Source organism: Desulfovibrio sp. 86 (assembly GCF_902702915.1).
Lineage (GTDB): Bacteria > Desulfobacterota > Desulfovibrionia > Desulfovibrionales > Desulfovibrionaceae > Desulfovibrio.
On sequence record NZ_LR738849.1, the window covers coordinates 2,925,510 to 2,950,964 of the forward strand.

The following is a 25,455-nucleotide window of genomic DNA, read 5'->3' on the forward strand; positions in this document are numbered from 1 at the left end:
CGCCGGTTAGATGGCGCGTGAGAAGCGCGTGAGCTCCTCGTTGGCCAGGATGGTCTCGGCAAGGTGGCTGTTGGTGCCTTTGCGAACAAAAGTACCGCCCATTTTGATGGCATTTGTCATGGCAAGCGAGCTGGAACGACCATGACAGACTATGGCCAGGCCCTGAAGGCCCAACAGCGGCGCGCCGCCGTACTCGGCATAGTCAATGGTGCTGGCAAACTTTTTGAAAGCGCCCTTGGCCAGCATGCCGCCAAGAGCGGGCAGCACGCCGGTAGTAAAGACTTTCTTGAGCATGCGCACCAGCGATGACGCCAGGCCCTCGCTCATCTTGACCACCACGTTGCCCACAAAACCGTCACATACCACGACATCAAGATCACCGGTAAAGATGTCCCGCCCTTCGGCATTCCCCACAAAGTTGAGGTTTTGGGCCATCTTTAGCAGTTCGTAGGCTTCCTTGACCTGAGAGTTGCCTTTGCCTTCTTCTTCACCAATGCTCAGCAGGCTGACGCGGGGCGAGGGATAGCTCAGCAGATCCCTGGCAAAAGCGTCTCCCATAAGGCCGAACTGAAAAAGGTGATAGGGGCGGCAATCCACATTGGCTCCGGCGTCAAGCACAACCACGGGGTCTTTTTCCGTAGGCAGCAAGGCGGCCAGAGCCGGACGCTCCACCCCGGGCAGGCGACCCATAATGAACATGCCACAAGCCACTGTGGCGCCGGAATGTCCGGCACTGACCACAGCGTCCGCGGCGCCGTCCTTCACCAGGCGGCAGGCCACCTGGATAGAGGCGTTCTTTTTGCGGCGCAGAATGTCCGAGGGCTTTTCATTCATGTGCACCACATCATCGGCTTGAACGATATCATAATGCACGTCCTTGAGGTCAAGCTTGTTCAACTCGACCTCCAGCTTGGGGGTGTCGCCCACAAGCTGGATATGCAGATCATGAAGTCGGGCGGCCTCAACGGCACCCGGCACTACCACGGAGGGGCCAAAGTCCCCGCCCATGGCATCAACGGCGATGATGGGGCGCTCGTTCATTACTCGCTATCGGTCTTGGCGACGACCTGACGGCCCTTGTACGTGCCGCAGCTGGGGCAGACGCAATGGGGCACGGTGGGCTCGCCGCAGGAGCAGTAAATAACGGCAGGAATGGCCACACGATCGTGAGAGCGGCGCATTCCCTTGCGGGAGCGGGATTTTTTATTCTGTTGCACAGCCATGGTGTTCTCCTTTTCCGTCCTTGCGGACACGTAAGGCAAAGATATGGCGGGCAGGACCAGAAATAGGGCTTGCCCGCAAGACTCAGCAGTTTAGTAAAAAACTTTAGAAATGTCTAGGCTCCGTCTGTGGCAATCCATCAGCGGAAACCATTTTTTTAAGCCGTCAAGCTCGAGCAGTTAGCGAATGAAATGAGCTGACTGCTCTGCAAGGATTTTCAAGAAAATCCTTGCCACGAAATGCGCCCAGGCAGGCTTTTGCCTGACGTGCGCGAGCATTTCAAGTGTTAAAAACACCAGGTTCCGGCGCGCCCTGAGGCGCTCATTCAGTTTTTGTGCAGCGTGAGACCGCGCAAAACAGCCATGCGGGGGTCAAGCTCTTCGTGCTCGCACGCGCAGAGTCCCTCATTGAGGTTGGCTCCGCAGATGGGGCAAAGCCCCTTGCATGTGGTGGCGCATAGGGGCGTCACGGGCAGGGCGAGCATGAGCTCTTCCCAGCAAATGGCCGCAAGGTCCAGCAGGGGCACGTTGTTTTCAAAAACGAGGCGACTTTCCGGAGTCTCTTCCTGCGAGCGCTCGGCGGAAGGCCCGGCAGCTTCGTCAAGTTCGTCGCTCTCCGGCAGTTCCTCAAAATCTTCAAAGCGCGCGTTGACCACAGCCAGGGCATCCTCGGTGCAGCGACTGCACGGCAGAACCACCTCGCCCGACAGACTGCCGCGCACAAGCCAGCCGCCGTCAGTGGGCAGCACGCTGATACTGGCGCTCAGGGGCTTGGTAATCCGGCAATCCATTTGAAACTCCTCAATGGAGTTCTGCCAGATGGCCTGATCGTCCAGATGAAACTCCCTGCCCTCGGGGGGCAGTTCGTTGAGTAATATGCGGTAATTCTGCATGAGGTACCTCGAAAGTCTGGCTACATACCCTTGGCCATAACAGTTGTCAAGAAAAGCGGTAAAACTTGCGTTCATGCCCCTGCCGGGCAAGGCCGACAATGGGGCCGACATCGGGGTCGAAATCTTGGCGGGACAGACGGCCCCGTTGCTGCCCAAATGCCTTGTCGCTCCGTGTCAAAGACCGTAATCCCTCAGCTTCCGGCCCTGCCTGCGGCGCAGCGAGACCTTTGCTCCTGGCGTGTCCGCAGCATTGTGCGTCGCTCCATGCCGTGTCTGCGGTTCTGTTAGCGAGTAACCTGTGCCGTATCCCAAAAAAACTCTGACAACAATCTATGGCTCAAGCGGCGGATGGCAAGTGGCCCCACATGAAGCGCCCGCCCCTTGGGACACCGGCCGTATGAAATGCCCCTTGCATGGAGCATTCGGGCAGGCGGCACCCGCCAGTTGCAGCGGCAGCCGGTTGGCATGGGTACGTAACGCTGTCAGTACGTGGCTTCGTCAGCGCCCGCCACCGTCAGCGCGTGGCAAAAAGCAGCGCCAGCGCCAGACCTGCAAAAACCAGCCCTGCGGCCCTATGAATGAACACCTGACCGCCCGGAGATTTGTTGAACCACACCGCCAGCTTGCCGCCAAGCAGGGCCACGCTGAAAAAAACGATAATGGTGGCCAGCATGAACAGCAGCCCCAGGCTGAGAACCTGCAGGGCCACGCTGCCCCGTGCCGGATCGCAGAACTGCGGCAGAAAAGCGAGAAAAAAAAGCGAAACCTTGGGGTTGGTCACGTTCATGACAATGCCGCGCCTGTACAGCGGGGCATAGCCGGGAAAGGGCGCGCCGTCGCCCTTGGTGACGGCCAGCGCCGCGCCAGCCCTGAACGACAGCCAGGCCAGCCACAGCAGATATGCCGCGCCCACGGCCTTGAGCATGGTGAAGGCCAGGGGCGAACCCTGAAAAATGGCGGCCACGCCCAGCGCGACGGCGGTGGTGTGCACACAGAGCCCCGTGACGAGACCAAGTGTCGTGACCATGCCAGCGGCCGCGCCATAGACGGCGGACTGGGTGAGCACAAAAATATTGTCCGGCCCCGGAGCAATGCCAAGCAGAAGAGACGCCGCAAAGAAAGCCAGAGCTATGTCCACCGTCAGCATTGCTTTTTTTCCCCCTCAAGCAAAAAAGTGATTTTTGCGTGGCGCGGTTTGGCCTTTATCGCGCATTCCAGCCGCAGGGCGTCCGCCTTGCAGGAACATGCCCGGCTGGCCAGCAGGCGTACCGGGCGTCTGCCGCGCGTATAGCGCGCTCCGCCCGGCGCTGCGCCGTTGTGCTGCGCAAGACGCCGCTCCATATCGCAGGTGATGCCACAGTACAGGGTGCCGTCGGCGCATTCCAGCAGATAGACCTGCCAGCTGTCAGGCGTCATTGGCTTCTCCATCGTATCATGATGCAGCCCGCAAGGGACTGCAACGCTGCCAAACGGAATAAATCAGCGTTTCCTTAAGAATATGTGCCCGCACCGTTTGGCGGTGCGGACAAACCCTCTCGCGCCTTCACGGCGCACGCCTGCTTTCGCAAATGCGGAGCGCCTTCACGGAGAAGTGGTGCTAGTCAAACCCCCCGGCAAGCCAGACGGTAACAAGAAAAGACAGTATCCAGTTGCCCATGCGCCACAGCCAGGGGTTGGGCACGACGCCAGCCGTCATGAGGCGCATCTGCCGCAGCGTGCCCGCCAGTGACCCTATGGTGTGAAAAAACACAAAGCCAAGTCCCGCCAGAAAGCCGAACTGCGCAAGGCACACAAGAAAAATGGCAAAGGTGATACAGGGGGCGAGGCAGGCGTTGGAGCTGTCCCGGCTGGTAATCCATATCTGCCCCAGGGGCGATCCTGACTGGAAGCCGCCGAAGTTGCGTCCGCCAAAGGTTCGCTGATAAAAACGGCCCTGCCTGCCGGTCTGGCCGTATCCTTCAGATCCGTCCTGACGGCCGCTGCGGCCATACGTCGTATCCTGCTGTTGCTCCTGGTTCTGTTGCTCGTCCGACATAAAAACCACTTCAGCGTCGTGTACGCGCCTTTGCTCTTCCCCGGAGCCTTTGCCGTCGTGCTGTTGTCCCGAGGGCACGGGCAGATTGGCATCGTGCGGCGTATGTGCGTTGCCGGAGTCCTGGGGGGGCTTGTGCGGGGGGTGGCTCATGCTCGGCCTCCTGATGTATGTCAGCCTTGTGGGCGAATTATTGCTGGAAATGAATAAGGGCTTGCCGTGGTTGTGCCTGCTCCATGGCGGGGCGTCAAGGGCATGGCCGTAGCCAGGCTGCCAGGGGCGGGTGCGCCGCAACGGGGTGACGAGCCTGGATGACGAACCTGCGCTACCTTGCCAAGTCCTTTTGGCGGCGCTATTCTTTTTGGTGTAGGTATCAGGCGTGGCCGGTTGGCCGCGCCCATGAGGAGGTTTTTATGAAAAAAAATTTTGTGGCGATTTTTCTGACAATGACGTTTTTTGTGTTTTCGGCCCTGACTGTGGGCGCGCAACCCGTGGACAAGGTGGAACAGAAGCTTGATGAGGCTTGGGTTGCCTATAATATCGGCCAGTATCAGAAAGTCCTGCAACTGGTGCAGCCCCTGGCCTCGGACGGAAATGCCCGTGCCCAGATCATTCTGGGCCGCTGCTATGAGAACGGCCTTGGCGTGCCGCAGGATATGGAAATGGCCGCCAAGTGGTTCCGTCTTGCGGCGGAACAGAACAATAGCGAAGCCCAGGTGCTTCTGGCCTATCAGTACGAACTGGGCATTGGCGTGCCGAAAAACGACGCGACCGTGGTGGACCTTATGACCCGCGCGGCCAACGCGGGCAGTGCCGAGGCCCTGTTTAACCTGGCGCTGTATCATGGCCAGGGCAAGTATGGTTTTGCCAAAGACCCCGCTGAAAGCTTCCGTCTGGCCAAGCTGGCGGCCGACAAGGGCTACGCGCAGGCCGAGCGATACGTGGGGGCCTGCTATGACCATGGCGTGGGCGTGCCGGAAAACAAGGCCGAAGCGCAGGTCTGGTATGGCAAGGCCAGGGCGCAGGGTCTGGAAGTGGAAGGCAACGTGTTCAATTTTGTGCGTGAGTACAGCATGCCGTAATGCCTGATGGAGCGCCGCCACGGCGCACAGTTCCATCAATGCCTCGGCTTCGGGGCCAGGATATTCTGCGGGAAAGGCCCCCCCGGCTTGACGCTGCCAGCTGGTTACAACAGACGTGCGGTGCTAATAAGCCGCCTTTTCCCGCAGATTTGCCACAAACAGCTATGGCCGCTCCCTTGTGGGAGCGGCCATAGCTGTTTGCGCTGGGGGAGGGCAATTTCAAAGTAAAATTACTTTGTGGGGGAGGGAGCTTTTGCAAAAGGGGCACTCCCCCACGCCCTAGAACAGTTTACGAATGAAATGAGTTAAATGCTCTGCAAGGATTTTTCTGAAAATCCTTGCCACGAAATGCGAGTAGGCGGGCTTTTGCCTGCCGTACGCGAGCATTTCAAGTGTTAAATGCTCTAGACAGTGTCGCCACGAGCGCCTTTCCGACTATTTCTGCGTCGAACTTCACCTTTTATTCCGGTCGAGGACCATTAGAGTACACTCCCAGCATAAAAGGTTCGTTCTCCTTGATATAGCAGGAAATTCATCCCGTGACGGCACTGTCTAAGTGCTTACTGTAGGTTGGCATAGTATGGAATGTTCTGATCTCACGGGGAGCCGCAGCCGCGGCTTCAAGGCAGTACCTCGTCGTAACTTTGCAATGTTCCTGCTGACGCGGCGAGGTGTTGAAACGTCCACTTCAAGACGTCATTGGCCTGTCTGGCCTGCTTGCCCTGCCGGAGGCACGCCGCGCTCCACGCGGATATGGTTCAATACCGTAAGTCTTTGCAGCAGGGCCTTGAGCGAATACCGTATCTTGCCTCTGGCGTCTTCCATAAGATCCTGCCGAATCTCCTGAAAGGACTGTCCCAGAATTTCTTCAATATATTCCCTGTTTTTGGCCGTGATTTTTTCACGGTTTTTTTCATTGAGAAGAAATTTGGGCAGCTTTTGCCTGCGGAGAAAATTCTTGCCGAATTTGCCCAGCGCCCATGTGCCCGCAAAAGCCGCAGCGCCGCCGATGACGGCGGAAACAGGTTCTGCCGTGATGAGCAGCATTTTTTCGCCAATGGCAAGGGCCGCTATGCCGGGCAGCACGGCCACAGCCATCACGTCCATGGTGTTGAGCAGGGTAAGGCGTGAAACTTTCACCTGTACCGCGTCGAAAAAACTGGTGCTGAGCGTGCGGGCGGAAAAATTCAGCCTCGGTACAAGGTAGACGCCATGTTCACGCAGCCAGCGGCTGAACTGCAGGCGCAATTCCCTTTCTATTTCCTTGCGGGCAGCTTCCGTGCGCTCCTGAACAATAGCCAGCAGGCCGGAATCATTCTGGATTTTTTCACTGATCTCCCGTTCGATCTCTTCGACGGTTTTTCTGTCCTCCTGGGCGGCCTCAAGAACGCTCAGGATATCCTTGACGGCGATGCGTTCGGCGCAGGTTTTGGCGGCCATCTTTGTGTGTTTTTCAAAGATGCCCTGCGCAAGGTCGGCAACGCGCAAGCAGAAATCTTCGCTCTGTTTCTCAAGCAGGTCTTTTATCTTGAGGTGGGTATGCAGCAGCATGGGGTAGAGGGCCAGACCAAAGGCGATATCCTCATAGGTGCGCGGACTCATGACGATATTGTCTGTGCCGAAAACTTCGCGCACAGCTTCGCTGGCGAAAAACCAGCCGCTGCTGCCGCCCGTGAGGATGACCTTGTCGGCGCTTTTTAACCGCCGTATGTCGTAAAGCACGTCCTTGAACCAGGAGATGAGGCCCACCTGACGGCCTTGCAGCATTTCCCCGGCCACAGCCCCCAGCGAACCCCTGTTGGCATACTGGCTGAGCATGGCCCGCAGGGATTCAGAAGCCACATAGCTTTCTGCCGCGCTGACCACCTGCTGCCTGGTGAGTTCGTGCAAATAGGCGTGCTTTTGCGCGCCCGCCGCATCATACCACGAAAGGTGCAGGCTTACGGCGCTGTCGAGATCCTTTTGCAATATCTTGGAAAACCGTTCTTTTTCCGCCTTGCACAAGACCCAGTGGACATAATACTCGCAACTGTCGGCCTGCACCTCTTCCTGAAGGTGGGGGTTCTGGCGGCAGAAAAGCTGAAAGAACAGATCGTCGAAAAGGCGCCCGCCCAAAAGCCGGTCGCCGCCGCTGTGCAGGATGTTGGAATTTTCCGCCAGGGTGAAGTCGCAGGTGCCGCCGCCGAAGTCCAAAATAAGCAGGCTGTGTTCCAGATCGTCCAGTTCAATGGCCCCGGACTGCAGGCAGGAGATCATGGCCGCGTCGGATTCCTTGATAAGAGCGGGTGCGGGCCAGCCCGCATCCTTGAAGCAGTGCGCGAGCTGCAGGCCGAAGCTTTCGCGCGTGCGGGCGGGAATGCCCACATAGAGCTGGCTGTCGGGCTCAAGCGTGTCCTGCGGCAAAGCTTCGCGGAGCAGGCGCAGAAAGTCCGTCATCCAGCCAACCGCTTCGGCATTTTCTTCGCCTATTTCGGGCTTGAACTGGCAGCGCAGGCTGCGGCGCGTCCGCATGCCGGGATTGGCGTAATACTCGCTCTCCGCCAGGTGCCCGATAAGCAGGGGCAAACCGTCTTCATAAAGGATGGCGGTTTCGACGCAGCCGTCCGGCGCGCTGACGCGGGGCAGCAGTACAGGCTGCGGAGCCGTGGAGCTTTTGTGCGCGCCATAGATGTAGGTATTGCTGGTGCCGAGGTCGATGCCCAGTATTTTCATGTCGTGGCTCCCCCGGCGGATGTTCCCTCGGCGGATGCCTCCCCGGCGGGCGCTCCCCCTGCCAAGGGGAGTTCTTTTTGCACGTGCCCTTTGACGACAGTGTCTCCAGAACGGGAATAACGGCGCAGGACGCGGCAGCGATCACCGTTGCGCACAAGCCCGACGGTATCATAAAGCTCGGCATGAACGGCGTCATCCCACACGATGTGGCTGTCGCCCTCGCCGGGGTTGTAGCCCATAAAAACAAGCTGTTCCGAGAGAAAGCGCCTGGCTTCCGCATCCATGCCGTCCAGCAGGTGAATGACGCCAAGGGCCAGCGGGCAGTCAGTTCTGGGGCATTTGCCTGTGTGCGCGTCTGCCTGCCCCTGCTCCCTGAGGCTGTCCAGTTCTGCGCGCAACTGATCCCATGCGGTGAAAAAGGTCATGAGATTCCGCGCGCGGGCCTGGGCCTGTTGCTCCAGGGATATCCTGAACGCCGCCATATCGAGTGCGGTGGTTTTTTTGGCCAGCAGCACGAAAAGAAAGGCGGCCCCAAGCAGCAGGTACAGGCGTTTGAGCAGGCCCGGCGCGCCGCTTGAACCAAAGACGGCGCTTTTGAAGTCCGCCCAGGAGGCCAGCCGTAACACGCCTGCCACCATGCTGGCGGCGAAGGTTGTCAGTGCGCCAAGGCCAAGAAAAAGCAAAAGGCGGCTGCGCGCCCTGGGGTTGCCCGCCAGAAATTCCGCGCCGTAAAGCATGCCGAGCACCGTGGCCACCCGTATGATTTCCCCGCCCATATCAATGAGCCCCAGCAGTTTTGACAGCAGACCGCCAATAAAAAAGCCCAGAAAAACAATGCCTGCCATGCTCGGCAGAGAGTAGCGCTTCACATACAGGGCATCGGTGGAAAAATCGGGCATGTCGCGTGCCAGGCTCCAGCGGAGGTCTTCCGGAATATCGGCGCTGGCGGCTTTTGCGGCGCAAAGATCCACAAGCTCTTCCTTGAGGTCTGAAAGCAGCTGGCGGTGCTGGGCAAAATCCTTGGGAAAGGAGGGTATTTTTTCAAGGGTCGCGTCCAGGACGGGCTGTATGTCCGGCACGGACGCCGCAGTGGTATTTGTCATTGTCATCAGCATATCCCGTTAGCGGTGTGGCCGTCGGGCAGAGGGCGAACCGGAAAAAAACCGCTCTGCATGAAATTGCTCAAGGGGAAAAAGGAGCATAGAGGCTTTACTGTGTAAAAAGGTAGCGCACCAGGCCCTTAAGTCAAGTCTGGCGGGGTTTTTCAGGCTGGAAGCAGCGAGGGAGGGCGCAGGATGCGTGCCCGGGATCATGTGGCTTGATGCCGAAACCGGTGATTTTGCTCAAGGGACGCCAGAAAGCCTGGCTGCCACGCGGCATGAAGTCTTTTTCGCGGCAACCGCCACGAAGTGGCGTGGATTCTGGTGAACTTTAGCCGTTGCGACGAAGGAAGCTACGGATAAAGCTCGCCAGAATGATGCATTGAAACAAGGAGTGTTTCAAAAGCAAAATGCTCTAAAAGTGCTCGCCGCAGGCGGCAGGTCTATATAAAACAGCCGCGCAGCAATGGATCGTTGTCGAGGATGCGGATCGCCTCGGGCAGCCAGTCCCGCAATGATAGCACGGTGAAAAAGTTTTCCTTCATGTCGGGCGCGAGGCTCAGGGCGTGGAGCCACTCCTGTCTGGAGAAGGGGGCGGCGCGCACGGCATCCCAAAAGCCGGTCTTGGTAAAGACATGGGCCAGAAGTTCTGTGTTCCGCTCCTGAAACTGGCTGACAAAGTAGGAGGCCATGCCCACCTGGAGGCCGTGCAGGCGGGGGTGGGCGGACGTGGCGTCCAGGGCGTGCGAGATGAGGTGTTCGCTGCCGCTGGTCGGACGCGAGCTGCCGCAAATTTCCATGGCGATGCCGTTAAGCATGAGGGCCGTCCCCAGCAGGGCCATGCCTGCGGCGTCGTGGGTGGGATTGGCCAGAAACTGGTGCACCGTGGCGTCAGAAAGCAGGGCCGCCAGGTCGTTGACCGGCTCTCCCGTGTTGTGAAAGGACAGCTTCCAGTCATGAACTGCGGTGAGCTTGGCAACGAGGTCGCCCACGCCGGACAGCCAGAGCGCGCGCGGAGCGGAAAGGCACACGTCCACGTCAATAATCACGCCCTGGGGCAGGGTGGCGGCCAGGGAGCGGCGCTTGCCGTGCATGGTCAGGCTGGATTGCGGGCTGCAAAAACCGTCATTGGAAAGAGACGTGGGCACTGCCAGATAGGGAAGACGCGCCAGAAAGGCCAGATACTTGGCCATGTCCAGCGCCTTGCCGCCGCCAAGGCCCACAATGGCCATGGTTTTTTTGGGCAGCAGGGCGAACAGCTCCACCACGTTTTCAAAGCTGTTGTCGTCCACCTCAACCCAGGGGCCGGTGTGTATGTGGTTGCTTTCCAGCCCTTCCCGCGCCGCTTGGGTGACCGCTTCGGGAAGCTGCCCCGACACCACAAGAACATGGGTAAAGGCGGAGCGGCTCAGGTAGATGCCAAGGCGGGGCAACGCGCCCGGTTTGATGCGCACAAGACTGGGGACGCGGATCTGGCTGTTGTTCATCGGAGTTCACCTTGATTTTCCATGGCAAGCAGGGCGTCGGCCACATCCGACCAGACGGAGAAGGCGTGAAAGTCTTCGTGGTAGCGGCCCAGGGCCGCAGCCAGATCCGCCCGCGCAAAGCGCAGAGCCGGGGATACGCCAAGGGCTGCGGGCAGGTCGGCAAAGCCGTCGCCAGCAAAGGCGACCGTATAGCCACGACGTATGTATGAGCGCACAATGCCCGCCTTGTCCACCCCTGTTTCGGCGCAATAGAAGGGTGAATCAGTGGGGGCCAGCATGCGCAGGCTGCCGTTGGGCTCATAGCTTGTGGGATTTGCGTGAACAGGAAGGCTGACCCCGGCCGCGTCCAGCACACGGCGGATGTACCAGTCGCATCCGGCGGAAGCCACAACGATTTCCCAGCCCGCCTCACGCAGATCGGCGACAGCGCTGCCGAGGCATGGATCGGGCTGCATGGCCAGAGCCAGAGTGTTCAGTTCGGACTCCGAAGCGCGGATTTTGGCGAAAATCTGTTGCAGGGCGGCCAAATGCGTGATTTTGCCGTCCCTGTATTCCTGCCATGGGGCAATGTCCCTGGGCGTCAGCAGGCTGCCGACCACCAGCTTGTAAAAATCGTGCGCGGTAATGGTGCCGTCAAAGTCGGTCACGAGAATACGGGGCCTGGGCATGCTTTTCTCCCTGCGGCGCGGGTTGACAAAGGGCTGCGGTACTGGGGCAGATTACCTTTAAAATCCTTCACATTTTAGAGCAGTTACACTTTTTCAAAGTGAAATTGCTCTAAAGGTAAAATGCTCTATGCGCCGGGATTGCGGGCCAGTTCGGCCACAGTGCCGTTCACGGCCCGCACAAGGTCTTCGGGGTTCAGAAGAATCTGCACGCCGCGCAGCCCTGCGCTTATGTAGATTTGCGGATGCGCAAGGGCGCTGGCATCCAGGTACACGGGGTAGTTCTTCTTGCCGCCCAGGGGGGAGCAGCCGCCACGCACGTAGCCCGTGAGGGGGCGCACGTCCTTGAGCGGCGTCATTTCCACATGCTTGTTGCCGGAAGCGGCGGCCAGGGCCTTGAGATTCAGTTCGGCATGGGCGGGAATGCAGGCCATGAGCACGCCCGTTTTATCGCCCCGCGCCACAAGGGTTTTGAATACAATATCCGGGGCGACCTCCAACTGGCGGGCCATGGCGACACCGGAGAGGTCGTTTTCATCCACGGCTACCTGATGCAGGGTGTGGGCAATGCCCAGACTTTCCAGTTGCCGGGCGGCGTTGGTTTTGCTGATTTTAGGTGCCATTATTCTGTTCTTGCGGCGGCTGGCGCGAAAGGGTCAGGACAGATTGAGCCAGTAAGCCAGTTTTTTTCGCAAAGCCGCCAGATTGACGGGTTTGGCAATGTGGTCGTTCATGCCGGAGTGCATGATTTCGTCTACAGTTTCGGGCAGGGTCACGGCGGTCATGGCAATAATGGGCAGGGGTTTTTTGCCGATTTTCGCGTGGTTACGGATTTCCTTGGTGGCGCTCATGCCATCCATAACAGGCATATACACGTCCATAAGGACGGCGTCGTAGGAGCCAGCCAGAACCATGCGCACGGCTTCGCGTCCGTTCTGAGCCAGATCGTGCTCAATGTTGAGGTGGCGCAGCATGGCCTTGGCGATTTCCTGATTGATCTCATTGTCTTCCACCAGAAGTACCCTGAGATTTTGTGTGTTTTCCAGAGGCGGCACGTTGTGCGACTCATCGTCTGTCTGGCAAAAAATATTGCGGGCTGGCGCGCAGGGGATACACAGGTGGAACCGCGAACCGGTTCCGAGTTCGCTCTCACACCACAGGCTGCCCTTCATGAGCTCCGCTATGCGCTTGCAGATGGTCAAGCCAAGCCCTGTGCCTCCGAAGCGGCGGCTGATGCTGGAACTGGCCTGCGTATAGGGATCGAAAAGATGCTTCTGGTATTCGCGGCTGATGCCCATGCCAGTGTCAGATATCACAAAGTGCAGGCAATCGCTGCCCTTGTTTTGTTCCCTCGTGATCCGCAGCCCAACGCTGCCTCTGGCCGTAAACTTGACGGCGTTGCTCATGAGGTTGAGCAGCACCTGTTTGAGCCGCAAGCCATCGCCCCAGAGCTTGAGGGGGACATCTTCCGCCAGTTCGCAGTTGTACTCAAGCCCTTTTTGCTCCAGTGGAAAACGTATGGAGGTGTGCACAAAGTCCAGGACTTCCTCGACCATGAAATTGACGTTTTCCAGCACCATCTTGTTGGCCTCGATTTTTGAGAGATCGAGGATATCATTGATGATGGCGAGCAGATTGGTGGAAGAAGAGCGGATTTTGAGCAGGTATTCCTTGAGTTCTCCTGCGGGGGTGCTTTGCAGGGCCAGATGGGTCAGGCCAATGATGCCATTGAGCGGCGTGCGTATTTCGTGGCTCATGTGGGCCAGAAATTCGCTTTTGGCCTGAGAGGCTATGACGGCTGACTGCTTTTCATGTCTGGTGCGCAGAATGTCGGTGACGTCCGTGGCAATGGACAGGCGCACGAGTTTGTCGTTGTCCCATTTGATGACCTTGTCCACCACCGAATAGGTGAGTTTGGACAGCTCGTTCTGGTAGGTCCACTGATAGGGTTCGCCCGTTTCGCGAATAATGCTGTTGGTGCAGTAGGGGCAGGGGCTGTCGCGCCCCATGAGTTTGCTGTAGCAAAAGTCGTTTTCCGGATCGTCCGAGTCGGGAAATTTTTCCTGCACGCTTTTGTTGGAAAACAGTATTTTATTGGTTTCCATGTCGATAATGCAGACAGGATTGGAAAAAGCATCCAGGATGTCGCGCAGTTGCCTGTGTTTTAACCGTAGCTGGCCGTAAAGGCGAAAATGCGTCAGCACCATGGCCAGGATGTTGCCCAGCAGGTGGCAGATGCTGGTTTCTTCCTGCATCCATTGCCGTTCGGAAGCGCGCCGGGCAAGGCAAAGACCGCCACAAAGCTGACCTTCGTGCAAAATGGGTATGCAGAATGCGGACTTGATCTGGCGGGCCTGAAAGTTTGTTTTTTGCGGCCCATCGGGCAGGTCTTCAACATCGGCGATGCAAATGCTTCTGTGTTCGCTGAAGGCTTGCAGTATGGGATTCATCTCATCAAGATCGGGCGGGAGCAGGTCGCAGGCCGTACTCTGCAGGGAGCTTGTCCAGATATAGGGCTCTGCCCACTGGCCGTTGACATGCTCTATGAGGAGCACCTGGCCGCAGTGCAGGGTTTCGCCAATGCTGGACAGGCTGGCCCGCAGGAAAGGTTCCTTGCGATCGTGCAGGAGCGCTGAACTGGAAATTTCCAGTGCCAGAATCAAAGGATTGGCAAAAGGGCCGTCAGAGGCCTTGAAAGGGACTGACATGCGGCGCGCTCCAAAAAGGTTAGCAAATTCTCGAGATAAGGAATCAGCATATCCACTTGGAGTAAGAAGTGTCAATAAAAGAGGCTCTATGGATCCCTTTTATTGAGGATCAAATCCAAAGTAAATTTAAGAGTTGGAACAGTTCCTGGCGCTTTTTTTGGTCATGGTCCCGCAGATCTTCGAGCAGGTGGGTTGCTTCATCTTTAAGGTGCTGCAAATCTTCATCGTTTTTTATCACCATGTCGCAGGCAGCCATCTTGCGTTCCTCAGGCCATTGCCATGCCTCGAGCGCGGCCATTTTTTCCTGATCCCATGCTCTGGTTTTTGCCGTACGCGCGCCACGCAAGGGCAGGGGACAGGAGACGCCCACGGTCAGGGGCGGCGGAGAAAACAGCTGTTGCCAGCCGCATTCGAAATACAGGGGAATTTCCGCAGCGGCCAGCGACGCTCCTGCCGCTTCCATACGCCGCCAGAAATCCTCCAGTGCCTGACGGGTCAGGGCATGAACGACCTGTTCCACATCGCGGCGCAATACCGTGTCTTGCTGCATGGCGGCAAGAAGCGCCTTTCTGTTTACAGAGCCGTCCGCCTCCAGCAGGCCGCCTCCGTGCAGGCGTCCTATCCACTGGCTGCCAGCGCCGCCAGGGGCGTAGAGGTCTGCCACAATTGCATCGGCGCTGACAACGGGCACGCCCATTTGCCCCAGAAGGGCCGTGAGGGCGGATTTGCCGCTGCCGGGGTTGCCGGTAATGACCAGCCGCCGCATGCGCAGGTTGGCTTTCAGGGCCGCATCGGGCATGTCTTGCGGCGGTGGGCAGGCAAAGCTCATGACTTCGTCACTGACAGGGTGAGTGAACGTCAGCCGCCATGCGTGCAACATCTGGCGCGGGGCCATAGCCTGTACAGCCTTGGGAGCGTAGAGTCTGTCGCCCAGCAAGGGGTACCCCAGATGGGCCATATGCACCCGTATCTGATGGGTGCGGCCGGTATGGATGCGTACGGCCAGCAGTGAAACGCTGCCGTCTTCCGAATGCCAGAGCCGCCGCCATTCCGTATGGGCGTTTCTGCCGCCCCTGTTTTCCGGAACAACCGCCATTTTTATCTTGGCCGTGGGGTGACGCCCCACAGGTTCAAGGCATTGCCCGCTCAAAGGGGGAAGCCCGGCCACAAGGGCCAGGTATTCCTTGTGAACCTGACGCTCGGCAAAAGCCTGACTGAGGCGGAGCCGATCGGTCTCGGTCAGGGCCACAACCAGCAGGCCGCTGGTATCCTTGTCCAGCCGGTGCACAATGCCAGGGCGTTGCCCTTCAATCTTACCAAGTTGAGGAAAACGTGCAAGCAGTCGTTGCACCAGCGTCTGTTCCGGACAGGAGGGGCAGGGGTGTACGGTGAGCCCCGCAGGTTTGTTGCAAACCACCAGGTGCTCGTCATGCCAGAGCACTTCCAGTTCTCCGTCTTCAGGCGCAAGCTGGCCCGATACTTCCGGCAGCTGGAACGCGACCACCTGCCCTGTTTTTACCTTGGCTGCCGGTTTGGTTTCGGCCTGGCCGTCCACAGTGCAGTGCCCGGACTGAATGGCTTTCTGCAAGGCCGCCCGCGACATGTCCGGTTGCGCGGCGCTCAGTATGCGGTCAAGCCTCTGGCCCGCCTGCGCGGCTGTGATTTCCAGTTGCAGGCGGTTCACTGGAGGGTGTCCGCCGGAGTGGAAAGCGTGCGCAGCCTGTCCACAAAGGTTGTACCCCTGTAGAGGTTTTTCAGTTCGTCGCCGGGCGTGATGGATGTGACCACCGCCCGGCCAACAACAAAGCGGGCGTTATTGTCATTGCCTTCCACGGTGCGGACGCCCCAGACGTTATGAAAGATGGCAGGGCGGCCATTGTATTTGCCCACGTAGAGCATGATGTGCCCGCGCATGCCCACAAGGCTCAGGAAGGGCACGCCGTAGCGCATGATGGTTTCTTCTTTTTCCCTGGCCGTCATGCCCTCGAGGGAATTGACGGATCCGACGCGGGCCTGACCAGCGGAGTTGCGCGGCAGCCAGAGGCCGAATGGCGTGAACAGGTCGCGGGTGAGGGCAGAGCAGTCCCTTTCGCCAAACATGCCCCCCCAGCCGTAGCGCTGGCCCATCATGACGTTGCCCACGGCGGCCACGTTGTCCGGCGTCAGGGGCAGGGGACGCGCCACAACGTCTGCGGAAGAAACGGTAACCGGCGCTGTACTGGCCATGCCATTGGCATCCTTGACCGGAGCCAGCAGGGTTACCGGAGGCGCGTCGGCCTTGCCGGCAACCACCGAGCCCTCGGCGGCGGCGCCGGCGAGCATGGGCAGGATGGCCCCGATGCTGACGCTCAGCTGTGCCGGGGCCGAAGCGCCATACTGGTTGGGCTGACCGGCAAGGGGCACGTTGTCGCGCACAATGGCCGCAAACGAGGCGTTGCGGTACAGGGCGGCGAAACTGCTGTCCACAAGGGCCAGGTCTTCGGCATCAACCCATCCGCCCGCAATGGGACATTCCACAAAATGCCATCTGCCGTCGCTGGAGGTGTGGGCAATAAGTACGGGCGTTCCCATGGGCAGCAAGGAATACTGAAAATAATCAAAAGGATTGGCGCGTGGATCCGGCGTGGGCTCAGAAAAGCGCGTCAGGTGCGTGGGCATTTCCCTGAGGTCCGTATTGCGCACCGTAATGGCGGCCTGCGCCCGCGAAGGAAAATTCTTGAGGTTGGCGTTGCGGGCCATGGCGTCCCATTCCACCTGCGTCCAGCGCTCGCTGCCCTGCTTGTAGCCTCTGGCCTTGCCAAAAACGGCGGCCACGTCGCGCTTGCGCATGGATGTTTTGCGCATCTCCCAGGGGCCAAAGAAAATGCGGTCAAAACGGGCTACCTGACGGCTCTGTTCATCCTGGGAAATGAGCCGTTTATTCTGCCCGGAATTTTTTGCGTACACGTCAAGATTCTGCGGGAACTGGCGCAGATCGGCGATGGTGCCCATCCATGAGGGGGCTGTGCCGTCACGGGGAGGGACGTTCTTGCCGCCACATGCGGCTGTCAGAAGCAGAAGAAATGCAAGACAAAGCAGACGAAGGCGGGAAAACATGGAGAGCCCTCCGGACGAAATTTGCCGGGAACATCCGGTCTTTTTTCACACTAACACTTCAACTATGTAATCAGCAACGCATTCTTTTTAGCTGCCCGCCGTATTGACATTACTTCATTACCTTCTTACAAGAGTCTCGCTGTCACCATCGTCTATCCGGTTAGGACGGCGGCCTCTCAAGCCGCTAAGACGGGTTCAAATCCCGTTGGTGACGCCAAATTACTAAGGCACTTACAGTTTTTGCTGTAAGTGCCTTTTATGTTTCAGCCTGTTTCCAACTTTATTACGCTTCACAAACGAAATTGCCTAAACATGCCGGGCGCATTTGCGTACCACGCCACTGATGGCATGCTTTTTTGAGGCATGGTCAAGGGTGCGCATGTCACGCTTTTGGCGGCTTGACGCAGGCATGGCTAATATGCGAATAATTAGTCGCATTATGTGGCACTGCCAGTAAGGGCATTTCATTCACAATATCAACACGGCACACCAACATGAATATTGACAGACACCCTCAGATCGCCTCGCGCAAAAAACCCCAGCAGACACGGTCAGCAGAACTGGTTACAGCCATTCTGCAAGCGGCGGCCCTGGTTCTGGCCGAGGAGGGCGTAACCCGGTTTACCACGGCGCGCGTTGCGGAAAAGGCTGGGGTCAGCGTTGGCTCCATATATCAGTACTTTCCCAATAAGGTGTCGATTCTTTTTCGCCTGCAGGTGGATGAGTGGATACAGACGACCAGGATGATGCAAAGCATATTGAAAGACGCCAGTGCACCGCCTCTGGAGCGCCTGCGCACGCTCGTGCACGCCTTTTTACAGTCTGAATGCGAGGAAGCGGAGATCCGCAGTGCGCTCAATGATGCGGCCCCCCTGTATCGCGACAGTCCTGAGGCGCGCATGGCACGTACAGAAGGCAGCGAGATGATTGATACCTTTATGGAGGGTGCACTGCCTGGAGCGCCCCTGGCGGCCCGAAAGCTTGCTGGGGATCTCATATTTGCAACGCTCAAATCCATAGGCAACAGCTTTTCACTGGCCAAGCGGACAAAAGCGGAAATCACCGCGTATGCGGATGCAACGGCAGATATGTTTTGCGCCTACCTGAAAAGCATTGAAGGGCATTCACCCCTGTAAGCGGGGCCGCACGGTACGGCTGCCCCGATTTCAGTACGCGGTCATTCCCTGACCTGCGTAATCAAACGGCACCAGCCATAATGACAGATCAAAACGGCAACCTGACTGCTGATGACGCCTGGATTCCGGTGTCGTGGTCATGCCGGTTGCCGATCCATGTGAAAACGCCCGGCCGCATCGGGCAAACCCCAAGAAGACGAACGCCCACTTCGGGTCTGCCCGGTACAACCAGGCGTTTTTGCCCACCCGCGCCGGGGAGCGGCAGCACTGCCGATACAATTGGCTGTGGGATACGGACTCGCAGCGGTTTTGGCGCTGTTGCGTTGGCGCAAGCCATCCGAAGGTTTGCCCCACAGGGTTCACGGTGCTTCAAACTGCACCGTTACTCGGCAGAATGCTCTTGCCAGCCGCCGCCCAGGGCTTTGAAAACATCAACCCGCGCCGTGCCGACCTGCTGGTCTGCCAGCGCCACTTGCAGGCGCGCGTTGACAAGGGTGTCCTGAGCCACGAGTACGTCGAGGTAACTTATGGACCCGGCCCGATAGCGCTGCTCGGCCATATGAAAGGCGTTTTCGGCATGCGCTTGCGCTTCGGCCAGGGCGTTGCGCTGGTTGACGGTCCCCGCATATCTGCTCAGGGATTGTTCCGATTCCTTGAGCGCAGTCAGCACCACGCCATCGAACCGCGCAAGCGACGCCGCGCTTTGCGCCTTGCTCTGGGCAATGCGGCTGCGTGCCTTGGTGATGTTGGGGAATGACCAGGTAATCAGGGGCCCCAATGAAAACGACCATGTATGATCGTCTTTCAAATAGTCGTTGCGCAGGTAGCTGAGCGAACCGCCGAGCGTGACGCGGGGATAGAGGTCGGCAACGGCAACCCCGATGCGAGCCGTGTCCGCAGCGAGCGTGCGCTCGGCCTGGCGTATGTCGGGACGCCTGCGCAGCATGGCAGTGCCGTCTCCCACAGGGATTGCGCCGCTCATCTTTGGGATTTTGCTGCAAATACGCGCGGCCTCAGGAGCCTGTGCGGGAGTGCGGCCCATCAGGGCGGCCAGCTCGAACACGGCTGCGTCCTTTTGGGCCTGAAGCCGGGGCATGGCCGCTTCTGCCCGGGCCAGTGCGCCGCTTGACCGCTCCACGTCAAAGCGCGATGCGGAGCCGAGGCGTTCCTGATGCGAGACGATGTCCAGAGACTGCCGCGCAAGTTCGGTGGAGGAACGCGCCACTTCAAGGGACGCTCCATTGGCGCAGGCGTCCATGTAAGCACGTGTCGTCTCGGCCACTACCAGCACCCTGGCCGCGTCATACGCGGCGTCGGTGGCCTCGGCATCGCCTCGGGCCGCTTCCATGTCGCGGCGCACACGCCCGAAGAGGTCCAGCTCATAGGCGACGTCCAGCCCCCCAACGTAGTTCCACTGTACAGGCGCTTGCCCCTCGCCGCTCCACGTCGTCTGGTCGCGGCTGCGCTTGACGCCCCCCGCCAGCGTGGTCGCGGGCAACATCTGCCCGCGTGCTTCGCCGCTGATGGCCCGCGCCCGATCGAGGTTTGCCAGGGCAATGCGAAGATCGGTATTGGCCGCCAGAGCCTCATGCACTATGGCATCGAGAGCCTGATCGTCATACAGCCGCCACCAGTCCTCAGGCGGCGCAGCGGCATCCACTTGCGGCGACTGGCTGACAAACGGCCCCATGGCCGTGTCTGGCAGCTTGGGGGCGTGATAGTCCGGGCCGCTGGCGCAGCCCGTAGTTGTTAAAAATAAAAGCAGAATCATGGGCCGTACTGTGTTGTTAAGACGCACGGAATACCTCCGTTGATGAAAATTCACGCTGGCGAGCGCTTTTTGCGGATTCACGGTGATCTTTGGCTATAAAGCTGTAGATGGTCGGCAAAACAAAGAGCGTAAACATGGTGCCGACCAGCATGCCCATCACAACCACAATACCGATGGAAAACCGGCTGGCAGAGCCAGCGCCGTCAGCGAACACCAGCGGCAGCAGGCCTGCGACCATGGCTGCCGTGGTCATCAGCACCGGGCGCATGCGGACTGCGGCCGCCTTTTCGATGGCTTCGATCCTGCTCAGGTTTTCCTGTTGCTGAATATGGTTGGCAAACGTGACCATCAGGATGCCGTGCTTGGAGATCAGGCCGATCAGCGTGACAAGTCCTATCTGCGTGTAGATGTTCAGGGTGGCGTAGCCAAGCCAAAGCGGCACCAGCGCGCCGCATACCGCCAGCGGTACAGTTACAAGAATTACCAGGGGGTCGCGCAGGCTTTCAAACTGCGCCGCCAGCACCAGAAAGATGACAACAAGCGCAAAGCCAAAGGAGAGCAGCAACTGATTGCCTTCCTGCACAAACTGGCGGCTGTCGCTGAGCCAATCGACGCCCGTGCCCGGCGGCAAGGGTTGGGATTGCAGAAAGGCCACGGCCTCGCCCATGCTGACGCCGGGGCGCGGCATCATCTCCAGGGTGGCCGAGTTCATCTGGCCAAACTGGGTCAGACCGTTGGCCTGCGGGCCTGTGTGCACCGTAATCACGGTGGACAATGGCACAAGAGAGCCGGAACGTGTCTTGACATAGAAACGCCCCAGGTCGTCCGGCGTCATGCGGTCATTGTCCTTGACCTGGGGAATGACGTCGTAAGAACGGTCGTGGAAATTGAAGCGGTTGACGTAGTTTTCGCCCACAAGCACCGCTAGGGTGTCGGCAATGGCCTGCATGGTCACGCCCATTTCACGCGCCTTGCTGCTGTCAATGGCGATGTGGGCCTGCGGGCTGTCGAAGGCCAGGTCATTTTGCACATAGAGGAACAGTCCACTTTTGTACGCGGCGCTCTTGATCTGCTCGGCCGTCTCAAACAGCGTGGGGAAATCATCGGGCGAGCGCAGCACCATCTGCACGGGCAGCCCGCCACTGGAACCGGGCAGCGGCGGCATCTGTACCGCCGTGGTGGTTTCGCCATCAATGCTCGCGCCCATGGCCTGAACCTGCCCCTGAATTTCGATGGATGAGCGGGAGCGCTCAGACCAGTTTTTAAGAATCGCCCCGGAGAGCATCTGGTTCTGGCCGCGCCCTGTTCCTCCGATGTGCATGAAACTGCTGTCGAATTCTGGCAGGGACTCAAATATCTTCTCGACCATTTTGGCGTATTTGGCGGTATAGCCCACGCCCGCATACTGCGGAGCCTTGGCGATAACGACAACTATGCCCTGGTCTTCGGCAGGCGCGAGTTCGTGGCGAATGCCCATAAACAGCGCAGCAATGGTCCCCAGCACGGCCACGCCCACCAGCAGCACCAGCTTACGCGCGGCCAGCGTGCGTGCCAGCAGGCGCTGGTAGCTTGCCGTCAGCCGCGTCATGTACTGCTCGATGAGTCTGGCCAGTCTGGTTTCGCCCTGTCTGGAGTTGAGCAGCATGGAGCTCATCACCGGCGACAGCGTCAATGCGACCACGCCGGAGACGATGACCGAGCCAGCCAGGGTAAAGGCAAACTCCTTGAACAATGCCCCGGTCAAGCCGCCCATCAGGCCGATGGGCGCATATACCGCCGCCAGCGTGATGGTCATGGCGATGACCGGGCCGACAATTTCGCGTGCGCCAAGCAGGGCCGCGCGTGCGGGCGATGCGCCTTCCTCGATATGGCGGTGGATGTTCTCCACAACCACGATGGCGTCGTCCACGACCAGCCCGATGGCCAGCACCATTGCCAGCAATGTCAGCAAATTGATCGAAAAGCCAAAGGCCAGCATCAGGCCTGCGGTGCCAACCAGCGAAAGCGGAATGGTGACCACAGGTATGATGACCGCGCGGAAGGTTCCGAGAAACAGGAAAATTACGGCAATAACAATCACAATGGACTCGGCCAGGGCGTGTTCCACCTCAGCGATGGACGCATTGATGAACTTGGCGACGTCGTAGTTCGGCATGACCGTCAACCCGGGCGGCGCCACTGCCCGTATGTCCGGCACAAGCTCCTGCGCCTTTTTGGCTATGTCCAGGGGGTTGCCGTCCGGCGTGGGAAAAATCGCCGTGAACACCGCCGGAACGCCAGAGGCGAACGAGGCGTTGTTATAGTTCTGCCCGCCGATTTCCACTGTGGCCACATCGGCCAGTCGCACGACCCCGCCAGTGGGACTGGACTTGATCACCATCTGGCGGAAGTCCTCCACGTTGCGCAGGTCGGTCGCGGCGCTGATGTTGGTGATGGTCATCGAGCTTTTGAGCTGGCCGGGCGCGGCCTGCACGTTGTTGGCGCGCAGGGCTGCCGCTATTTCGCCTGCCGACAGCTTGCGGGCAGCCAGCTTGAGCGGATCGATCCATATGCGCAGGGCCAGCGTCTGACCGCCGTTGATGTCAACGGAACCCACGCCGGGTATCCCTGCAAACAGCGGTTGGGCGACGCGGCTCACAAAGTCCGTAACCTGGGGAATTGTCAGGGTGTCGCTGAAAAAGGCCACGTACTGCACGGCAGTGCCGCCTTCGGTGGACTTACTGATGATAGGGTCGGTAACGCCAGCCGGGAGCTTATATTTGACCTGCTGCACCTTGGCCAATATCTCGGTCATGGCCCTGTCCGCATTGGCGTTGAGCACCAGACGCGCCTTGATTTCGCTGCGGCCCTGCGTTGTTGTTGAACTCAGGTATTCAATGCCGCTGGCCGTGGCGATGGACTGTGCGATGGGCGTGGTGACAAAGCCTTGCATGACCTCCTGGGTAGCGCCCGGCAAGGATGTGCTGATATTGATGGTGGCATTTTCAAGGTAGGGATACTGCCGCACCGGCAGGGAAAAGACCGAGGCCATACCCGCCAGCAAGATGAGCAGACTCACTACCAGGGCCAGAATTGGCCGCCGGATAAAAATATCGGTAAAATTCATGGCCGTTTCCTCATTGAGCCTTTGCTGCTGAAGTGGGGTCGGCCAGGGCGCCCACTGTTTTAGCCATTGCACTCGCGGACGAGTCCTGGTTGACTCTTACCCTCCCGCCTGGCTGCAAGCGGTTTTGACCAGCTACAATAACGATGTCGTCAACTTCCACGCCCTGCGCCACCAGCACCTCTTCACCAAGCCTGCGGCCCGTAATGACCGGAGTTGCCACCGCCTTGCCGACGCCCTGGGCGTCAATATCCTTCACAAGCAGGATGCTGTCTCCCGAGGCGGATGTCTGGATTGCCGTCAGCGGCAGCACAATGGCGTTGCTCTCTGTCGGCAGGGTGAGTCTGACTGTGGCGTACATGCCGGATTTCAAGACGCTTTCGGTGTTGGACAGTGTGGCCTGAACGGCAATATTGCGAGTTTCCTCGTCTATGTGCGGGTCAATGGCATTGACCCTGGCCTCAAATACCTGATCTGGCACGGCATCCACCGTAACCAGCACCTGAGTGCCCAGCGCCAGCTTGGGAAGCTCCTGTTGCGGCAAGGTAAAGTTGACGTACAGGGGGTCAAGCTGCGTCAATGTGGCTATGACATCGCCAGCATTGAGGTATTGGCCCACATTGACGCGGCGGATGCCAAGCTGCCCGGAAAACGGCGCACGGATATGTTTTTGCTGGATGCGCGCATCCAGCTGCCGGACGGCGGCCGTCGTCTGGGCGGCCTCTGCCTTGCGCTGCTCCAGCAGTTCGCGTGGCTCGGCCCCGCTTGGGGCAAGTTTTCGCGAGCGCTGCAACTGCAATTGCGCAAATTCCGCTTTTGCCGCTGCGGCGCTTCGCTCCGCCTGTTCGGGGGCGTCATACAACTGAACCAGTATGGAGCCTTCTTTTACGACCTGGCCCGCCATAAAATTGATGGCAACGACACGACCGGAGGTGTCGGGAGCCAGCAAAACCTCACGCACCGCCTGCAGGCTGCCGACCGCCTGCAACTCGGCCGCAATGGTGCGCGGCTCTGCGCGCACCACGGACACCAGTGCTGGCGGCCTGGTCGCAGGCGCGGCACTGACCTTATGAACAGCGCGCCATGCGCACAGCCCAGCCAGAATGACTGCCAGGGCGCTTACGCACACGATGGCTGTCCTGGCATTTTTAAAAAAACTATACATTGCAAAATCTCCTTTGGAGAGGGGTTCGGCCCAGCCGGACAAACAGCTCGATGGCATCGTCGAAGGGCATTCTCGGGTGGCCGTTTTCTATGGAGCGCAGGACAGCCGCCAGATTTTCCCCGGAAATTCCAGAATAAGCGCCTGCCCTTGCGGTATGCCGCGCGCACGCGCTGCGTGTCAGGTGGTGCGGCGGCATGCCGGGATTGCGCGAAACGAGCGGCCACACCCCGTTCGTGCGTTCGCAAAGCGCACACTGCTCAGTTTCACTGCACAGCAGTCCATACTCTTCGGGTGAACCAGCAATCACTGGGGCCGCTGCCCTGGTCGGCCTGTTCGAGCAGGCGGTTACACAGCGGCGCAATGGGAGCAGCGCTCAGTGTCGTGGTCATGTGGCGTCCAACTCCGGGTCGCGCTTTGGCGGCAAGCGAGCTCCGCTCACGTTTATTGGTGGACGCACAATACGACGAATTGTTCACATTAGAAATTCGCATCCAAATCCGCATTTGTAGCCGTGCGGGCATGGTTTTATAACTAGCTGATTGGCCTGTAAAAATTTTGTCAGCAATCAGCCAGATATGGGCATTGGGGATCTGTCCCCATGGCGCTATTCAGATTTTCGTCAGCAGAAGAAGCGTGGACGGCCATGACTGGTTTGCCCCGATGGGCAGTGCCCTTGAAGCTGATCCGCCGCTGAATGCCTGCGCGAGGCCCGTCGCCGTTTTGTCACACAAGGATCGTTGCGGCGGCACAAAAAAATATAGCGTCAACAGCATATTGCACTCATCCGGTTCCCCCATGCCGGAACCTTTCCGCAGACGTTCAGCCTCTCGCATCCCACTCCTTTCTTCCCATTGAAAAGCCGGCCCCCACCGGCTTTTCCTTTCTGCGCTCTTTTACCAGTAAAAGGAGTGCCGCCTGGCATGCGGGGCATCTCGGGCCAGAGCTCGATGCAGGCCGCAATCCTGGCGTCTTGAGCATTGCAGCGTGATGCCTGCCTGAGGGCAGGACACTGTCTGTGCCTGGGATCAGATGTCCATTCCATGCCTATGGCGCGGCGGTGGATACGAATGCAAGGATATGGGACAGCGGCTGAACTCTGCTGGTGAACAGACATCGTGGGTGGAAACAGGCAGAAATATAAAAACCTGGCGCGGCTTCGGAACAAGCGCAGCGCCAGGTTTTTATGGAAATTGAGTGGGTGATGCTGGCCCTGATGCACGCGGAGTATTGCAGCAGCCAGCGTGGGTGGAGTCGGGCGTCAGGCCTTGCCCGAACAAGTGCTCAG

Annotated in this window: 20 protein-coding genes and 1 tRNA gene; 3 read left to right on the forward strand and 18 right to left on the reverse strand. The window is 59.0% G+C overall.

Annotation, left to right across the window (positions count from 1 at the left end; genetic code table 11):
• Positions 1-6: 6 nt before the first annotated feature.
• From plsX to DESU86_RS14565, 6 genes are all read right to left on the reverse strand, one after another.
• Positions 7-1,041 (reverse strand): phosphate acyltransferase PlsX, encoded by a 1,035-nt coding sequence (gene plsX / locus DESU86_RS12020; protein WP_179981260.1) that lies wholly within the window; start codon positions 1,039-1,041, stop codon positions 7-9.
• Complete coding sequence (gene rpmF, locus DESU86_RS12025) at positions 1,041-1,223, reverse strand: 50S ribosomal protein L32 (RefSeq protein ID WP_179981261.1); 183 nt, start codon at positions 1,221-1,223, stop codon at positions 1,041-1,043. Before rpmF ends, plsX begins: the two co-directional genes overlap by 1 nt.
• A 323-nt stretch (positions 1,224-1,546) precedes the next feature.
• A complete protein-coding gene (locus DESU86_RS12030; RefSeq protein WP_232088358.1) occupies positions 1,547-2,188 on the reverse strand; it encodes a YceD family protein in 642 nt (213 codons plus the stop codon).
• 439 nt (positions 2,189-2,627) lie between these two features.
• The gene (locus DESU86_RS12035; protein ID WP_179981262.1) at positions 2,628-3,260 is read right to left on the reverse strand and encodes a LysE family translocator; all 633 of its coding nucleotides are present in this window, start codon (positions 3,258-3,260) and stop codon (positions 2,628-2,630) included.
• Positions 3,254-3,529 (reverse strand): GIY-YIG nuclease family protein, encoded by a 276-nt coding sequence (locus tag DESU86_RS12040; protein ID WP_179981263.1) that lies wholly within the window; start codon positions 3,527-3,529, stop codon positions 3,254-3,256. Before DESU86_RS12040 ends, DESU86_RS12035 begins: the two co-directional genes overlap by 7 nt.
• Positions 3,530-3,710: 181 nt before the next feature.
• Positions 3,711-4,298 (reverse strand): hypothetical protein, encoded by a 588-nt coding sequence (locus DESU86_RS14565; protein WP_232088359.1) that lies wholly within the window; start codon positions 4,296-4,298, stop codon positions 3,711-3,713.
• Positions 4,299-4,558: 260 nt separating this feature from the next.
• Here DESU86_RS14565 and DESU86_RS12050 point away from each other — a divergent pair, with 260 nt between their 5' ends.
• A complete protein-coding gene (locus DESU86_RS12050; protein WP_179981264.1) occupies positions 4,559-5,227 on the forward strand; it encodes a tetratricopeptide repeat protein in 669 nt (222 codons plus the stop codon).
• Between the two features lie 696 nt (positions 5,228-5,923).
• Here DESU86_RS12050 and DESU86_RS12055 read toward each other — a convergent pair.
• The 8 genes from DESU86_RS12055 to DESU86_RS12090 form a co-directional block, all read right to left on the reverse strand.
• Entirely contained in the window at positions 5,924-7,939 is a 2,016-nt protein-coding gene (locus tag DESU86_RS12055) for an Hsp70 family protein (RefSeq protein WP_179981265.1), read from the reverse strand.
• The gene (locus tag DESU86_RS12060) at positions 7,936-9,048 is read right to left on the reverse strand and encodes an adenosine deaminase (protein ID WP_179981266.1); all 1,113 of its coding nucleotides are present in this window, start codon (positions 9,046-9,048) and stop codon (positions 7,936-7,938) included. Before DESU86_RS12060 ends, DESU86_RS12055 begins: the two co-directional genes overlap by 4 nt.
• 434 nt (positions 9,049-9,482) lie before the next feature.
• The gene (locus DESU86_RS12065) at positions 9,483-10,526 is read right to left on the reverse strand and encodes an iron-containing alcohol dehydrogenase family protein (protein ID WP_179981267.1); all 1,044 of its coding nucleotides are present in this window, start codon (positions 10,524-10,526) and stop codon (positions 9,483-9,485) included.
• Positions 10,523-11,194: an HAD-IB family phosphatase gene (locus tag DESU86_RS12070; RefSeq protein ID WP_179981268.1), complete on the reverse strand. Its 672-nt coding sequence runs from the start codon at positions 11,192-11,194 to the stop codon at positions 10,523-10,525. The genes DESU86_RS12065 and DESU86_RS12070 overlap by 4 nt, the downstream gene beginning before the upstream one ends.
• Before the next feature lie 125 nt (positions 11,195-11,319).
• Positions 11,320-11,814 (reverse strand): Cys-tRNA(Pro) deacylase, encoded by a 495-nt coding sequence (gene ybaK, locus DESU86_RS12075; RefSeq protein WP_179981269.1) that lies wholly within the window; start codon positions 11,812-11,814, stop codon positions 11,320-11,322.
• Positions 11,815-11,847: 33 nt separating this feature from the next.
• Complete coding sequence (locus tag DESU86_RS12080; protein ID WP_179981270.1) at positions 11,848-13,899, reverse strand: GAF domain-containing hybrid sensor histidine kinase/response regulator; 2,052 nt, start codon at positions 13,897-13,899, stop codon at positions 11,848-11,850.
• Between the two features lie 109 nt (positions 13,900-14,008).
• Complete coding sequence (gene coaE, locus DESU86_RS12085; protein ID WP_179981271.1) at positions 14,009-15,583, reverse strand: dephospho-CoA kinase; 1,575 nt, start codon at positions 15,581-15,583, stop codon at positions 14,009-14,011.
• Positions 15,580-16,995, reverse strand: coding sequence for an NlpC/P60 family N-terminal domain-containing protein (locus DESU86_RS12090; RefSeq protein WP_179981272.1), 1,416 nt, complete (start codon positions 16,993-16,995; stop codon positions 15,580-15,582). Before DESU86_RS12090 ends, coaE begins: the two co-directional genes overlap by 4 nt.
• A gap of 141 nt (positions 16,996-17,136) precedes the next feature.
• Here DESU86_RS12090 and DESU86_RS12095 point away from each other — a divergent pair.
• Positions 17,137-17,212 (forward strand) — tRNA-Glu (locus DESU86_RS12095).
• Between the two features lie 277 nt (positions 17,213-17,489).
• Positions 17,490-18,131 carry a TetR family transcriptional regulator gene (locus DESU86_RS12100; RefSeq protein ID WP_179981273.1) on the forward strand — a complete coding sequence of 214 codons (642 nt, stop codon included), beginning with the start codon at positions 17,490-17,492 and terminating at the stop codon, positions 18,129-18,131.
• A gap of 382 nt (positions 18,132-18,513) precedes the next feature.
• Here DESU86_RS12100 and DESU86_RS12105 read toward each other — a convergent pair whose 3' ends face one another.
• The 4 genes from DESU86_RS12105 to DESU86_RS14650 all read right to left on the reverse strand — a co-directional run bounded on the left by DESU86_RS12105 (position 18,514) and on the right by DESU86_RS14650 (position 24,559).
• Entirely contained in the window at positions 18,514-19,929 is a 1,416-nt protein-coding gene (locus DESU86_RS12105; RefSeq protein ID WP_197957560.1) for an efflux transporter outer membrane subunit, read from the reverse strand.
• Positions 19,919-23,008 (reverse strand): efflux RND transporter permease subunit, encoded by a 3,090-nt coding sequence (locus DESU86_RS12110; protein ID WP_179981274.1) that lies wholly within the window; start codon positions 23,006-23,008, stop codon positions 19,919-19,921. The genes DESU86_RS12105 and DESU86_RS12110 overlap by 11 nt, the downstream gene beginning before the upstream one ends.
• 10 nt (positions 23,009-23,018) lie before the next feature.
• On the reverse strand, positions 23,019-24,170 hold the full coding sequence (locus tag DESU86_RS12115) for an efflux RND transporter periplasmic adaptor subunit (RefSeq protein ID WP_179981275.1): 1,152 nt from the start codon (positions 24,168-24,170) through the stop codon (positions 23,019-23,021).
• A 263-nt stretch (positions 24,171-24,433) separates the two neighbouring features.
• A complete protein-coding gene (locus DESU86_RS14650; RefSeq protein ID WP_269474319.1) occupies positions 24,434-24,559 on the reverse strand; it encodes a hypothetical protein in 126 nt (41 codons plus the stop codon).
• Positions 24,560-25,455 lie beyond the last annotated feature (896 nt).